The organism is Cellulosimicrobium sp. BMG9.22, from assembly GCF_059159975.1.
In genome coordinates this window covers 18,835-32,438 of sequence record NZ_JBZGBY010000036.1, presented here as the reverse complement: position 1 = coordinate 32,438, position 13,604 = coordinate 18,835, and the positions used below count along the sequence as shown (strand labels likewise).

At 74.3% G+C, this 13,604-nt stretch carries 9 protein-coding genes; 3 read left to right on the top strand and 6 right to left on the bottom strand.

Annotated elements, in window-relative coordinates:
• Position 1 precedes the first annotated feature (1 nt).
• Entirely contained in the window at positions 2–2,128 is a 2,127-nt protein-coding gene (locus tag AC4H2H_RS17875) for a YhgE/Pip family protein (RefSeq protein ID WP_494372174.1), read from the bottom strand.
• Entirely contained in the window at positions 2,125–2,835 is a 711-nt protein-coding gene (locus AC4H2H_RS17870; RefSeq protein WP_494372173.1) for a hypothetical protein, read from the bottom strand. The genes AC4H2H_RS17875 and AC4H2H_RS17870 overlap by 4 nt, the downstream gene beginning before the upstream one ends.
• Before the next feature lie 113 nt (positions 2,836–2,948).
• Between AC4H2H_RS17870 and AC4H2H_RS17865 the strand changes: the two genes are divergently transcribed.
• Together AC4H2H_RS17865 and AC4H2H_RS17860 are read left to right on the top strand one after the other, a co-directional pair.
• Positions 2,949–3,656 (top strand): TetR/AcrR family transcriptional regulator, encoded by a 708-nt coding sequence (locus AC4H2H_RS17865; protein WP_494372172.1) that lies wholly within the window; start codon positions 2,949–2,951, stop codon positions 3,654–3,656.
• 54 nt (positions 3,657–3,710) lie between these two features.
• Positions 3,711–4,754 carry an NAD-dependent epimerase/dehydratase family protein gene (locus AC4H2H_RS17860; protein ID WP_494372171.1) on the top strand — a complete coding sequence of 348 codons (1,044 nt, stop codon included), beginning with the start codon at positions 3,711–3,713 and terminating at the stop codon, positions 4,752–4,754.
• Between the two features lie 99 nt (positions 4,755–4,853).
• Here AC4H2H_RS17860 and AC4H2H_RS17855 read toward each other — a convergent pair whose 3' ends face one another.
• Positions 4,854–5,297: an OsmC family peroxiredoxin gene (locus AC4H2H_RS17855; protein WP_494372170.1), complete on the bottom strand. Its 444-nt coding sequence runs from the start codon at positions 5,295–5,297 to the stop codon at positions 4,854–4,856.
• Between the two features lie 58 nt (positions 5,298–5,355).
• Positions 5,356–6,069, bottom strand: a complete 714-nt coding sequence (locus AC4H2H_RS17850) for a hypothetical protein (RefSeq protein WP_494372169.1) — start codon at positions 6,067–6,069, stop codon at positions 5,356–5,358.
• A 291-nt stretch (positions 6,070–6,360) separates the two neighbouring features.
• On the opposite strand from AC4H2H_RS17850, the gene AC4H2H_RS17845 reads away from it, so the two are divergent.
• A complete protein-coding gene (locus tag AC4H2H_RS17845) occupies positions 6,361–9,978 on the top strand; it encodes a S8 family peptidase (protein WP_494372168.1) in 3,618 nt (1,205 codons plus the stop codon).
• A gap of 836 nt (positions 9,979–10,814) precedes the next feature.
• Here the strand turns inward: AC4H2H_RS17845 and AC4H2H_RS17840 are convergent.
• Both AC4H2H_RS17840 and eboE read right to left on the bottom strand, forming a co-directional pair.
• On the bottom strand, positions 10,815–12,233 hold the full coding sequence (locus AC4H2H_RS17840; protein ID WP_494372167.1) for an alkaline phosphatase family protein: 1,419 nt from the start codon (positions 12,231–12,233) through the stop codon (positions 10,815–10,817).
• Positions 12,230–13,588, bottom strand: a complete 1,359-nt coding sequence (eboE, locus tag AC4H2H_RS17835; protein WP_494372166.1) for a metabolite traffic protein EboE — start codon at positions 13,586–13,588, stop codon at positions 12,230–12,232. The genes AC4H2H_RS17840 and eboE overlap by 4 nt, the downstream gene beginning before the upstream one ends.
• Positions 13,589–13,604: the final 16 nt, after the last annotated feature.

The window sequence follows — 13,604 nt, the reverse complement described above, 5'->3', positions numbered from 1 at the left end:
GTCAGAGGACGAGCTCGGGTTGGAGCTTCTTGATCGTCCAGACGCGCTGGCGGCGGGCGGCGAGGGTCGTGAGGGCGAGGGCTCCGACGAGCACGACCAGGAGGACGGTGACGGCGCGCGTCACCGTCGCGAGGTTGCCGCCGTAGAGGAGCTGTCGCAGACCCTCGACGGCGTACGTCATGGGCAGGAACTGGTGCATCGAGCGCAGCGGCTCCGGGATGGTCTGCCAGGGGAACGTGCCTCCGGCGGTGACGAGCTGGACGAGCATGAGCACGAGCCCGAGGAACTGGCCGGCTGCGCCGAGCCAGACGTTGAGCGCCTGGAGGATCGCGACGAACGTCGCGGACACGAGCGCGAGGAACAGCACCGTCCCGACCCCGTGCGTGGGGTCGATGTCGAGCGCGAACTTCGTCACGGTGAACATCGCGGCGACCTGCACGACGCCGATCGCGGCCGGGGTGAGCCACCCGCCGAGCGCCGTGGCCAGGCCCGAGCGCCCCGCTGCGAGCGCCCGCGACGAGAGCGGCCGCACGAGCAGGAAGAGGACGTACGCGCCGATCCAGGTCGCGAGCGACAGGAAGAACGGCGCGAGCCCGCCGCCGTACGTCCCGGCGGACGACAGCGCCTCGTTCTGCACGGACACCGGGTTGCCGATGGTCGCGGCGGTGTCCTGCCGGGTCTGCTCGTCGAGGTCCGGGATCTGGCCCAGTCCTTCGGAGAGGCCGTCGCGCAGCTGCGTGACGCCGTCGACGAGCTCGCCCGACCCGTCGCGGAGCTGGGACGTCCCGTCGGCGAGCGAGGTCGCGCCGTCGGACACCTGGCGCGTGCCGTCCGCGAGCTGCGAGACGCCGTCGACGAGCTGCGGGGTCGCGGCGGCGAGCTGCCCGGTGCCGTCGGCGAGCCGGTCGGCGCCGTCGGCGGCCGTGGCGATCCCGGCGGTGAGCTGCGGCGTCGCGGCCGCGAGCGTCGCCGCGCCGTCCGACACCTGGCGCGAGCCGTCCGCGAGCTGGTCGAGCTGTCCCGAGGCGGCGGTCACCTGGTCGACGGCGCCTTGGACCTGCTCGCGACGCGCGTCGAGCGCGGGGTCGACCCGTGCCTGCACGTCGGCCTGGATCGCGTCCGCCTGCTCCTGCGTGAGCACACCCTGCGCGACGAGCCCGGAGAGCCGCTCGTCGAGCGCCGTCCCGACGTCTTGGCGGACGGCGTCGAGCGTCGGGAGCACCTGGCTCGCCGCGTCGGCGGCCTGCTGCCCGTACTGCGCGACCTGGGCGTTGCCGTCCGCGACCTGCGCGGCGCCGTCGGCGAGCTGCTGGGTCTGGTCCGGCAGGGACGCCGTCGCGTCCTGCAACGTCCGGACCCCGGCGGCCAGGGACCCGGCACCGTCGTCGAGCTGCCCGACGGCGTCCGCGAGCGTCCCGGTGCTCGCGTCGAGCGTCGCGGCGCCGTCGGCCGCCTGCCCGACGCCGTCGGCGAGCGTGTGCGCGCCGTCGTCCGCGGTGACGAGGCCGTCGCGGAGCTGCGTGGACCCGTCGAGGAGCTGGTCCGCGCCGTCGACGGCGTCGGCGAGGTTGGTGTGGATGGACGCGAAGCCGCGCAGGAACGAGTCCGCGGCCTCGGTGCCGACCTGCTCGGCGATCGAGTCGCGCACCGTGCCGACGATCTGGTCCGCGATGGTGCGCGCGAGGTAGTTGTTCGCGTCGTTCGTGATGAGCGTGAGGCTGGCCTGCTGCGGCTCGAACTCGCCCGCGGACGCGAGGTCGGCGGAGAACGTGGGGCCGATGACGAGCGCGGCGTCGTACCGCCCGGAGCGCACGCCGTACTCGGCGTCGACCTGGCTGGTCTCGACCCAGCCGAACCCGCCGTCGTCGAGGAGCTGGTCGGCGACGTCGCGCCCCAGGTCGCGCTGAGTCGTCGCGCCGGTCTGGGCGTCGGTCGTCGTGGTGCCCTCGTCGAGGACGACGAGCGCGGCGGGGATCTCGTCGAGCTTGTCGTAGGGATCGTGGTTCGCGAACAGGTACAGGCCCGCGTAGAGCGTGGGGATGAGCGCCATCGCGAGGATGGCGAGACGCGGGAGCGTGCCCGCAGCAAGACGACGCAGCTCGGACAGTCCGAGGCGGATCGCGGTCATCGGCCCTCCTCGGGACGGGCGCGGAGCGCGACGACGGGCGGTTCGTGGATCGAGCCGCCGCGCGCCGGCGGGAGGTCGACGCCGAGATCGCGCGCGGAGGCGCGCGTGCACTGCACGAGGACGCCGTACCCGGCGGCGGCGAGGGTCTGCGCGACCTCCCACCAGCCGGACGGCTCGCCGCCGTGCCGGTCGGGCAGGGTGAGCACGAGGAACCGCACCTCGGGGTCCTCGGCGGCGAGCGCAGCGAGCAGCGCGGTGCGCACGACCCCGGGGACCTGGTCGAGCCGTCGTGCCCGGTCCGCGACCAGCGAGTGGTCGGTGAGCCAGCGGGTCACGTCCGTCGGCAGCGAGCGGCGCCCGGCGAGCGCGAGGCCCTCGGCGACGACGTCCGCCACGGTGAGCGCGTCGTCGGGCTCGCTGATGCCGGGGACGTCGACGACGGCGGTCACGTCGCGCAGGGTCGCTGGCCCCCGGAGGCCCGACGAGCGCGCGGGGCGCCCGGTGCGCCACGTGGGCTCGGGCGTGAGCGTCACGTCACCCGCCGACGGGTCGAACCGGCCGGTCGCCACGAGCGCCAGGGCGGTGTGCCCGTGGCCGGGCTCCCCCGCGACGAGCACGCACTCGCCCGTGGACCACCTGAGGTCCATCGGCTCGAGCATCGGCTCGCGCCGTCCGTCGACGCGGACGTCCGTCAGCGTGATCTGCATCCCGGCTCTTCCCCTCCGTGGCTCCCCGGCGTCCCCGAGGACACCGTTGACTCACGGTCAATAACGCTACGCCTCATATTGACTTGAAGTCAACAGGCGCGTAGAACAGAGCCATGGCCCGAACGTCCGCACCTCCCCCTGCCGCACCCGGACCCGGCGCGCCCCCGCCGCCCGGCGGCCCGCGCCGCCGTCGTGAACCCGCCGACCGCCGACGGGAGCTGCTCGACGCCGCCGCACGCGAGACCGACGAGCACGGCCTGGAAGCCCTCACCCCGGCGACCGTCGCCGCGAGCGCGGGGGCGTCCAAGGCCCTCGTCTTCCACTACTTCGGCTCCACCGCAGGTCTGCGCCGGGCCGTCGCGCTGGAGGCCGTCGCGGAGCTCGAGGAGGCGACCGTCACCCCCGACGACCGTCCCCTCGCGCAGCGCCCGACGCTCGCCGTCTCGGCGTACCTCGACGCGGTCGAGGCCCGGCGTCTGCTCTGGCAGGACCTGTGGCGCGGGGCGCTGGCCGAGGACGACGCCACGCAGGCCGCGCTCGCGCGGGTCCGCGAGAGCCTCGTCGTACGCATGACGTCGACCGTCTCCGCGACGACGCCCGGACAGCACCTCGCCTCGCCGCGGCTGCGACTCCTCGCGGCGGGCTGGGTCGCCCTCGTCGAGAACGTCACGGCGGCCTGGCTCGGCGGAGGAGACCTGTCTCGCGCAGCTATCGAGCGGCTCGTGCTCGCGAGCGCGATCGTCCTCGTGCCCGAGCTCCCCGAGCCCGCGCGCTCAGCGGTGCTCGCGATCGCCCGGGCGAACTCGGGCGAGGCGGGCTAGCGTCGGGAGAGCGCGTCGGACCCGGGGCGACGCGCCGGTGACAGGAGGCAGCGCATGCGTGTGGTGGTCGTCGGAGCGAGCGGAAACGTCGGCACGGCCGTGCTGCGCCGGCTCGCGACCGAGCCCGCGGTGACGTCGGTCGTGGCGGTCGCCCGCCGCGTGCCGCGCGCGGACGGCTCGAGCACGGTCGGGTTCCCGCACGACGCCGCGACGTGGCGCTACGCGGACGTCGCCGCGCCCGACGCCGACGAGCGGCTCGACGTCGCGCTCTCCGGTGCGGACGTCGTCGTGCACCTCGCGTGGGCGGTCCAGCCGAGCCACGACCGCAGGCGGTTGCGTCGCGTGAACGTCGAGGGCACGCGCGCCGTCATGGCGGCGGCCCGGCGCGCCGGGGTCGCGCACGTCGTCGTCGCGTCCTCCGTGGGCACGTACTCCCCCGCCCCCTACGCGGGCGAGGCCCGCGACGCCCCCGTGTCCGAGGGGTGGCCCGTGGACGGCGTGCCGGGCTCGTCGTACTCCGAGGACAAGGCCGCGGTCGAGGCGCTGCTCGACGACGTCGACCACAGCAGCGGGTTCGTCGTCTCCCGCGTCCGGTCGGCGCTCGTGTTCCAGCGCGACGCCGCGTCCGAGATCACCCGGTACTTCCTCGGCCCCTTCGGCACGCGCGTGCTCAAGCGCGCTCCCCTGCCCACGGTTCCGCTGCCCGAGGGCCTGCGGCTCCAGGTCGTGCACGCCGAGGACGTCGCGGAGGCCTACGTCCGCATCGTCGTGGGGCGGCACCCCGGACCGTTTAACGTCGCGAACCCGACGGTCCTCACGGCCCAGGACGTGGCCGACGTCGTCGCGGACGGCTCGCTGCGCACCGTCCCCTACGGGACGGCTCGCACCGCGGTCGCCGCGGCGTGGCGCGCGCGCCTGGTCCCCGTGGGCGAGGGCTGGCTCGACATGGCGATGCGTGCCCCGGTGCTCGACACGCAGCTCGCCGCGGAGCTCCTGCGCTGGCACCCCGTGCACGGCGCGAAGGACACGCTCGCGGAGCTGGTCGACGGGATCCGCGACGGCGCGGGCACGTCGACGCCTCCGCTCCTCCCGCGCTGACGGCGTCGCTGACGGTCCCACGCGACGAACCCCGGGTCGCGCGCCGATCGCCTGGCGGAACGGTGCGCGACCCGGGGTTCGGCGTCGTGGACGAGCGGCTCAGCTCTCGAGCGTCGCGTCCAGCGTGATGGACTCGACGCCGGCGAGCGCCTTCGAGACCGGGCAGGTCGCCTTCGCGGTCTCGGCCGCCTGCTGGAACCCGGCCTCGTCGATCCCCTCGACCTCACCGCGGACCGTGACGGCGATGGACGGGATCTTGAAGCCGCCGGCCGGGTCCGGGCCGAGCGACACCTCGACCGTGACCTCGAGCGAGACCGGCGTGCCGCCCGCCTCGGCGAGCACGGCCGAGAGCTGCATGGCGAAGCACGACGAGTGCGCCGCGGCGATGAGCTCCTCGGGGCTCGTGACGCCGCCGGCGTCGTCGGCGGCGCGACGCGGGAACGAGACGTCGTACGTGCCGGCCTTCGAGCTCGAGAGCTCGACCTGACCCTGGCCGTCCTGCAGTCCACCGTTCCAGGCGGTACGAGCGATACGCGTGGGCATGCGAGATCTCCTTCGACGTGAGCGGGCCGGGCGACAGCCCGGACAGGTCGACGGTAGCTCAGCCGAGCTGACCCGCCGGGCGGTAGACGACGGAGGACGCCCGGTTGTCGAACGTCCCCAGGTGCGAGCAGTGCGGCGTGCAGTTCTTCTTCGACCCCGCGTAGCTGTAGCTGTCGTAGAGCGTCGCCCAGCAGCCCGAGTACGTCGTCGCGGACGTGGCGACGTTGTTCATGAGGAAGTTCGCGAGGTTCGGGAAGCCGTACGTCGACCCGGTCCAGCAACCGTTGGTGCCCTGCCCGTACAGCACCTGCGACGCGCCCTTGTAGCTGGCGTCGCGCCACAGGATGCCGAGGACCTGCGAGCTGAGGCCCGCCGTGGCGACCCGCGCGCTCGCGCCCTGCGCGGTGGCCGCGGACGACGCGTTGAGCTCCGCGACGAAGCCGTCGACCTCACCCTTGGACGCCCCGTCGAGGCGCTGCGGGGCGACGTCGTGACCCGAGACGAACTCGAGCGCCTCCTCGAGCGAGTCGAAGCACACCTCGGGTGCGGGCGCCACGGCGTCGACGTCCTGGCCGGGCAGGAGCGGCTGGGCCTGGACCGCGCAGCTGCGGTCCGTGGAGACGTCGTCGGCGGGCGCGGGCGCCGTCCGGTCCCACGTCACCACCCGCAGGTCGGGCTCGGACGCGGCCGCGGACGTCGCCGTCCCGGCCGCGGTGAGGAGGAGTCCGGCCGCGAGCGCGGCGGACAGGACGCGGAGCGAGGATCTGGTCATGGTTCTCCTTCTGCGTGGGCCACGCCCCCGGGTTCGCACCCCGTGGACCTGACGCGGGAAGGGGACTCCCACAAGACGGCCTCGTCCTGTGACCCCGGCGGCATCCTAGGGCGCCCGGCGCCCGTTGTCGCCGGGTGCGTCCCCCGGTCACGGCCGTCGTCGCCGGGCAGGCCGAGCGCTCGTTGGGTTACCGTGCTCGGGTGACCGCCGTCCCACCCGGGCCTGGTCGCTGGGAAGGACCCATCCACGAACCCTTCGCCCGAACCGGCCCCGCCGGGGAGATGAGTGTCGATGAAGCACCGTTCTCTGCCCGTGTCCCTGACCGCTGCGGCCGCGAGCCTCGCGGTCGTCGCGGCCGCCGCCGTGCCCGCCGCCGCGGACCCGCCCCCGGAGCCGGATCTCGCGGCGCAGCAGGACGTCTCGCTTCAGCCGACCGACAAGATCGCCCCGTCGCTCGCCAAGGCGAGCGGCACGGTGACGGCGTTCGTCGAGCTCGACGCGGCGTCGGCGGTCGACCTCGCGGCCCAGGGCGCGAGCCCCGACGAGGTCGAGGCCAACGCGCAGGACGTCGCGGCGCTGGCGGACGACGTCGTCCCCCGGCAGGCGACGGCCCGCAGCGCCGGCGCACGGGACCCGCAGCAGGTGTCGGTGACGAGCACGCTCGTCGCGGGCGTCGTCGTCACGGGTGACGCATCGCGGGTGCGCGACCTCGCACGCGACGCGTCGGTCGTCACGGTCTACCGGATCATCCCGAAGAAGCCGATGAACAAGGGCACGGACGTGTTCACGCGCGCGCTCGAGACGTGGCAGAGCACTGGCCTCACCGGCGAGGGCGTGCGCATCGGGATCATCGACACCGGACTCGACTACACGCACGAGGCGTTCGGGGGCCCGGGCACGCAGGAGGCGTTCGACGCGGCGTACGGGGAGCAGGGCGAGGGCCCGGTCCCCGAGGGCACGTTCGACGAGCTGAAGTTCCTCGGCGGCCACGACTTCGCCGGGTACGACTACGACGCGAGCGGCACGGTGCCCGGCACGACGCTCGTGCCCACCCCGGACGAGAACCCCATCGACTCGCTCGACTCGGTCGGCTCCGGGCACGGCACCCACGTCGCGGGCACGACCGCCGCGTACGGCGTCACGGCCGACGGCGCGACGTTCGACGGCGACTACGCGACGCTCACCGACATCTCCGACTGGCAGGTCGGGCCGGGCTCCGCGCCCGGGGCCGGGGTGTACGCGCTCAAGGTGTTCGGCGACCTCGGCGGCTCGACCGGTGTCGTCGTCGACGCGCTCGAGTGGGCGGCCGACCCCGACGGCGACGGCGACCTGTCCGACCGTCTCGACATCGTCAACCTCTCCCTCGGCTCCGACGGCACCCCCGCGGACGACCCGGAGAACCTCTTCATCGACCAACTCTCGCGCCTCGGCACGCTGTCGGTCATCGCGTCGGGCAACGCGGGCGACGTGACCGACGTCGGCGGCTCGCCCGGCAACGCGCGCTCGGCCCTCACGGTGGCGAACTCGGTCGGGGACACCCAGACGTTCGACGCGGTGCGCGTCGACGCCCCCGAGGAGCTCGTGGGCACCTACCCCGCGCAGAACTCCCAGGCCTACGCGGGCGGCACGGACGTGACCGCCCCGGTCGCGTTCCTCGGAGGCGACGTCGACGGCTGCCAGGCCTTCACGCCGGAGCAGGCGGCCGCCGTGGCGGGCAAGATCGCGTTCCTGTTCTGGGACGACGTCGACGCCACGCGCGCGTGCGGCAGCGCCGCGCGGTTCGACAACGCGCAGGCCGCGGGCGCGGTCGGCGTGCTGCTGTCCTCCGAGCTCTCGTCGTTCGTCGCCGGCATCGCGGGCAACGCCGGCATCCCCGGCGCCCAGCTCACCGGCCCGAGCCACGACGCGCTGCGTCCCGCGATCGAGGCGGGCGAGGTCACCATGACGATCGGCCCGTCCCTCGCGCTCTCGTCGTTCGTGGCGATCCCGGAGATCGGCGACACGCTCAACAACGGGTCGTCGCGCGGCGTGCACGGCTCGCTCGGCGTCGCCAAGCCCGACGTCGCGGCCCCCGGCACCGGGATCGCCTCCGCGGCGTCCGGGCGCCTCGACGGCGCGAGCATCAAGTCCGGCACGTCGATGGCGACCCCGCACGTCGCGGGCATCGCGGCGCTCGTCAAGCAGGCCCACCCCGGCTGGGCACCCGCCGAGGTCAAGGCGTCGGTCATGAACACGGCGACGCACGACGTCTTCACCGGGCCGTCGGGCACGGGCCTCGCGTACGGGCCCGAGCGCGTGGGCTCCGGGCGCGTCGACGCCGTCGACGCGGTCGCCAACACGACGCTCGCCTACTCCTCCCAGGACTCCGACCAGGTGTCCGTCGCGTTCGGCGTGGTGCCGGTCGGCGCCGAGACGGTCACGGTCCGCAAGACCGTGACGGTCCAGAACACCGGCGACACCGAGAAGTCGTTCGCGACGGGCTTCACGTCGTCGAGCACCGCAGGAGACGCCGCGATCTCGGTCGCCCCCGCGTCCGTGACCGTCCCGGCCGGTCAGCGCACCGTCGTCACGGTGACCCTCACGGCCGACCCGGCGACGCTCGCCAAGGAGCTCGACCCGACGTCGTCCGCCGACTCGGGCATCGGCGTCCCGCGCGACGTCGTGTCGTCGCTCAGCGGGCGCGTCGTGCTCACCCCGACCGACGGCGGCCCCGCGCTGCGCGTGCCCGTCCAGGCCTCGCCGAGGCTCGTGAGCGACCTGACGGCCAAGCCCGTCGCCTTCCCCGGTTCCGCGACGTCCGCGGAGCTCGACCACGACGGCCGCGGCGTGGACCAGGGCGGCTGGACCTCGCTCGTCGCGCCGTTCGAGCTCAAGGCCACGAGCCCGCGTCTCGAGGCGGACGCCTCCGACGGCGTCTCTGCCACGGCCATCGCGTCCGCCGACGTGCGCGCGGTCGGGTTCGCGTCCACGGCCCCCCAGGAGGCAGCTGCCGGGAACGACCCGGCGACCGGCGTCATCGGCGTCGGCATCGCGGTCGACGGGGAGTGGGCGAGCCTCGGCTCCGTCTCCATCCCGGCGGTCGAGGTGGACGTCGACTCCGACGGGTCCGCCGACTTCGAGGTCGCGGTGATCAAGTACAACGCCGAGACCGACCTGACGCTGGCCGCGACCTTCACCCTCAAGGACTGGACGGCACCCGACGGCACCGAGTACGAGGCCGGCGACAACGTCGACCTGCAGCCGGTGAACTCCGTGTGGGGCGACGTCGACACCTCCGTGTTCGACAACAACGTCGTCGTCGTCCCGGTGGGCATCGGCTCGCTCGGCATCGAGGAGGGCGACGTTCCCACCTTCCAGGTCCTCACGTACTCGTCGTACGCGTCGGCCGCGAACGGGCTCGTCGACGCGACCCAGACGTTCACCGCCGACCCGTACGACCCCGCGTACTGGTTCGACGGCGGCGGCCAGCTCCTCTACGTCGGGGCGGACGACGCGCCGATCACCGTGAACCGGTCCGAGTCGGCCGTCGAGGCGGGCAGCGGCAAGCTCCTCCTGCTGCAGCTGCACGACCCGACGCCCGGGAAGCGCTGGCAGACCGTGGACGTCACGACGTCCGCCGCCGTCGACGCGACGGTCACCGCCGAGGCGCGCTGCCTCGGCGGCAAGGCCCACGTCGCGGTGCGCGTGCTCAACGAGTCGGGCGCGCAGGCCGACGTCGTGGTCACCACCCCGTACGGCGACAAGACGTTCCCGAACGTCAAGGACGGCAAGAACGCCTACCAGTCGTTCTCCTCGCGCGAGGCCGCGTTCGACGCCGGCTCCGTGACCGCCGAGGTCACGGCCGAGCTCGACGGCGAAGTCGTCACCACGACCTACGACGCCGACTACGAGGCCCTGAGCTGCTCCTGACGCTCTCCCGCTGAGCACCGCTCAGCAGCACGACCCCGACGACGGCGCCCGGTCCGCACGGACCGGGCGCCGTCGCACGTCACGTCCCATCGTGAGCGAACGGTTCGTGGTCGGGCGGCGCCGGTGCGCGCGCTGGGTCGGGCGTGCTGTGGTCGGGTCCGCGTGCGGGGCGGCGTCGGTGCTTGGCTGGGTCGGGCGGTCCGTGGTCGGGTCCGCGTGCGGGGCGGCGTCGGTGCTCGGGCTGTCCGCGCCGTCACCACGGTCTGTCAGGCGTGGGTCTTGGGAGCGCGGCCTTGACGCCCTTCGCATCCGACGCCGCCCCACCCGCTCGGCCATCACCTCACCCGGGCAGACGCCCAGGCCACCGGCCCGCCGAAGTAGAGGCCCAGTCGCCGAGGTAGAGGCGTGGTCGCGCGAGGTAGAGGCGTGGTCGGCTAGATCAGACAGTGGTCACGCGCCGAGCACGACATGAGTGTCGCTGTCCGAGGCCCGGCGACCTTCAGGTCGTGGTCGACCGCGCGCAGCGTCATGCTCGACGACGGCCCCGGGCACGGCCGTCGACCACAGGGCGCCGCGGCCCACCTGCCCGGCGGCGAGGCGGCGGGAGACCGGGCCCGCGGGCGGTCGCCCGGGTGAGCCACGACCAGGGCGAGACAATGCCGGGCGGGGTGGGTGGGGGCGCCGCGTCGTGGACGGGCCTGGCGGGAGCCGCGAGGAACGAGCGGCGGATGTAGACGCGGCGCCCCCACCCACCCCGACCACCCAAGGTGACCGGCCGCCGTCCGACACGAAGAACCACGCCTCTACCTCGGCTGACCAGGGCTCTACCTCGGCGGTCAGACGCGGACGCCGAGGCCCTGGAGCTCGAGGACGAGGTCCTTGATCGCGGCGGCCGGCACCTGGCCGGTGTCGCTCTCGACGAGCGACGCGACCGACGCCGGTACCTCGGCGTCGGAGCACAGGACGAGCGGGGTGTCCGCCGACGAGTCCGGGAGGCGCCCGTGGGAGCCCTTCACGTACGACGCGTCGAGCGGGACCGTGCTCATCGCGTAGCGCAGCCCCACCTTCTTCTTCACGAGGTTGAGGCCGGCCTTCGCCTTCGCGAGCTTGTCCGCGGGGTCGAAGAACAGCTCGGCGGGGTCGTAGCCCGGCTTGCGGTGGATGTCGACGCCCCGCGCGTACTCGGGCGCGCGGTCGTCGTCGAGCCAGAAGTAGTACGTGAACCACGCACCCGGCTCGGCCACGACGACGAGGTCGCCCGACCGCTCGTGGTCGAGGCCGTACCGGGCCTGCGCCTCGCGGTCGAGCACCTCGTCGACCCCTGGCACGCTCCGCAGCAGGTCGGTGACGCGGCGCTGCAGCGCGGGGTCGTGCTGGTCCCCGAGGTAGACGTGCGCGACCTGGTGGTCGGCGACCGCGAACGCGCGCGACGTCCACGGGTCGAGCTGCTCCTTGCCGTCCTGCACGTAGACCTCGAGCAGGCCCTCGCGCCGCAGGATGCGGTTGAGGTGCACGGGCCGGTCGGCGTCGGCGATGCCGTACTCCGAGACCACGAGCACGGTCACGCCCTGGTTCGCGGCGTCGTCGAGCAGCGGCGCGAGGGTCGCGTCGAGCTCGGCGGCCGCGGCGTCGGCCTGGGGTGAGCTCGGCCCGAACCGCTGGAGGTCGTAGTCGAGGTGCGGGACGTACGCCATCGTGAGGTCCGGGGCGTGGGTGCGCAGCACGTGCCGGGTCGCGTCGACGATCCAGCGCGACGACGCGATCGACGCCGTCGGACCCCAGTACGTGAACAGCGGGAACTCGCCGAGGCGGCCCACGAGGTCGTCGTGCAGCGCCGGCGGGCGCACGTACGCGTCCGGGGACTTGCGCCCGTCGGCGTGGTAGACCGGGCGCGGCGTGACGGTGACGTCCGTCGTCATGCCCATCGCGAACCACCAGCAGACGTTCGCGGACGAGTACTCGCTGCGCGCCTGGCGCGCGGCCTCCCACAGCTTCTCGCCCTCGACGAGCCGTGCGTGCTGCCGCCACAGGTACACGTCGCCGAGCTCGCGGAAGTACCAGCCGTTCCCGACGATCCCGTGCTGCGCCGGGCTGAGCCCGGTCGTCATCGTGGCCTGGACGCTGCACGTCACCGCGGGCAGCACGGTCGCGAGCTCCGACTGCCAGCCGTTCGCGGCGAGCTGGCGCAGCCGCGGCATGTGGGCGAGCGCGGTCGACGTGAGCCCGACGACGTCGAGCAGCAGCACGGGCTTCATGCGGTCCTCCTGATGGTGTGGCTCGCGTCGTCGAGCACGGGGTTGTTCGCCGTCGAACCCGGGGTTGGTGTCGTCATCGCCGTCTTGACGGCAGCAAGGTCGTGTTCGGCGTTCAGGTGGGTCGTCGCCCAGCGGAGCTCGGCGGCGATGCCGGCGACGAGCGAGTCGGTCGCCGCGCCCTCGGGGAGCACCGCCCACGTGTACGTCTCGACGTCGAGGTGCGCCTCGTCGCCGTGCGGTGCCGCGCGCACGGCGTCGACGGCGTCGCGCAGGACGTCGGTCGTCGCGGCGAGCGGGGCGGCGGGCTCGTGGTGGAGCGGCACGTGGAAGTGCACGCGCCACGGCCCCTGCCCCGGCAGCGCGCCCGCCGTGGCGGACCCGGCGTCGTCCTGCCCGACGGCGGCCCCAGACCCGGGGCCAGGAGCCTCGCCCAGCGCGTCGGGCAGGTCGTCCGCGGCGAGCACGTCGCCCGACGCGGTGAGCTCCCGCACCTGGTGGATGTAGCGCTTCTCGGCGAACGCGCCGACGGCCGCGCGGGCCGCGGGGTCGGACGGGTCCTCGACGTGCAGCGCCGCCGACGCCTGGACCTTGACGACGCGCAGCCCCGCGTCGGTGATGCGCCGCACGGTCTCGGCCGTCCCCGCGCGGCGGTCCGCGAACGACACGGCGAGGTGGCACGTGTCGAGGCAGACCCCGACGTGCTCGGGGTCGATGCGCCGCTCTTCCGGGACGTCCGCTCCCGTGCGCGCCGCGAGCCAGCCCACGACGTCGTCCACCGTGTCCAGCACGCAGCCCGGCTCGGGCTCGACCGCGACCCGCACGACCTTCCCCGTGCGCTCGCGCAGGTCCCGCAGCCCCTCCCCCAACGCGACGAACGCCCGCGTCGCGGCCTCGTCGTCGGCCTCCGACCACGGCTCGCGCCACGCGAGCGGGAGGGTCGAGATCGAGCCCGAGACGCCGTCCGAGCCCACGCCGCCGTCCGGGCCGTCGTCGCCGTCGGGCAGGAGGTCCGCGAGGACCTCGGCGCACTCGAGCGTGTACTGCAGGCGCGCGGGGTCCGCCCACGTGGGGGTGTAGACGTCGAGCTTGACGACGTCCGCGTGGAACCCGCCGTACGGGAACGCGTTGAGGGTGTGGACCTGCAGGCCCTGCTCGTCGAGGACCGCGCGCAGCCACGCGCGGTCCGCGGGCGAGGCGGCGAGCCGGTGCGCGAGCGTCGCGGGCATCCAGAGCCCGACGCCGAGGACGTCGAGCCCCGCGGCCTCGCGCACGGGGCCCGCGTAGGTGACGAGCTGGTCGACCACCCCGTCGAGGTCCTCGGCGGGGTGGACGTTGGTGCAGTACGACAACAGCATGGTGGTGCCCTCCGGT

What these genes read in the sequence shown, in the direction of transcription:
- AC4H2H_RS17875 (WP_494372174.1), bottom strand. Translation starts at nt 2,128, where the DNA reads ATGACCGCGATCCGCCTCGGACTGTCCGAGCTGCGTCGTCTTGCTGCG.
- AC4H2H_RS17870 (WP_494372173.1), bottom strand. Translation starts at nt 2,835, where the DNA reads ATGCAGATCACGCTGACGGACGTCCGCGTCGACGGACGGCGCGAGCCG.
- AC4H2H_RS17865 (WP_494372172.1), top strand. Translation starts at nt 2,949, where the DNA reads ATGGCCCGAACGTCCGCACCTCCCCCTGCCGCACCCGGACCCGGCGCG.
- AC4H2H_RS17860 (WP_494372171.1), top strand. Translation starts at nt 3,711, where the DNA reads ATGCGTGTGGTGGTCGTCGGAGCGAGCGGAAACGTCGGCACGGCCGTG.
- AC4H2H_RS17855 (WP_494372170.1), bottom strand. Translation starts at nt 5,297, where the DNA reads ATGCCCACGCGTATCGCTCGTACCGCCTGGAACGGTGGACTGCAGGAC.
- AC4H2H_RS17850 (WP_494372169.1), bottom strand. Translation starts at nt 6,069, where the DNA reads ATGACCAGATCCTCGCTCCGCGTCCTGTCCGCCGCGCTCGCGGCCGGA.
- AC4H2H_RS17845 (WP_494372168.1), top strand. Translation starts at nt 6,361, where the DNA reads ATGAAGCACCGTTCTCTGCCCGTGTCCCTGACCGCTGCGGCCGCGAGC.
- AC4H2H_RS17840 (WP_494372167.1), bottom strand. Translation starts at nt 12,233, where the DNA reads ATGAAGCCCGTGCTGCTGCTCGACGTCGTCGGGCTCACGTCGACCGCG.
- eboE (WP_494372166.1), bottom strand. Translation starts at nt 13,588, where the DNA reads ATGCTGTTGTCGTACTGCACCAACGTCCACCCCGCCGAGGACCTCGAC.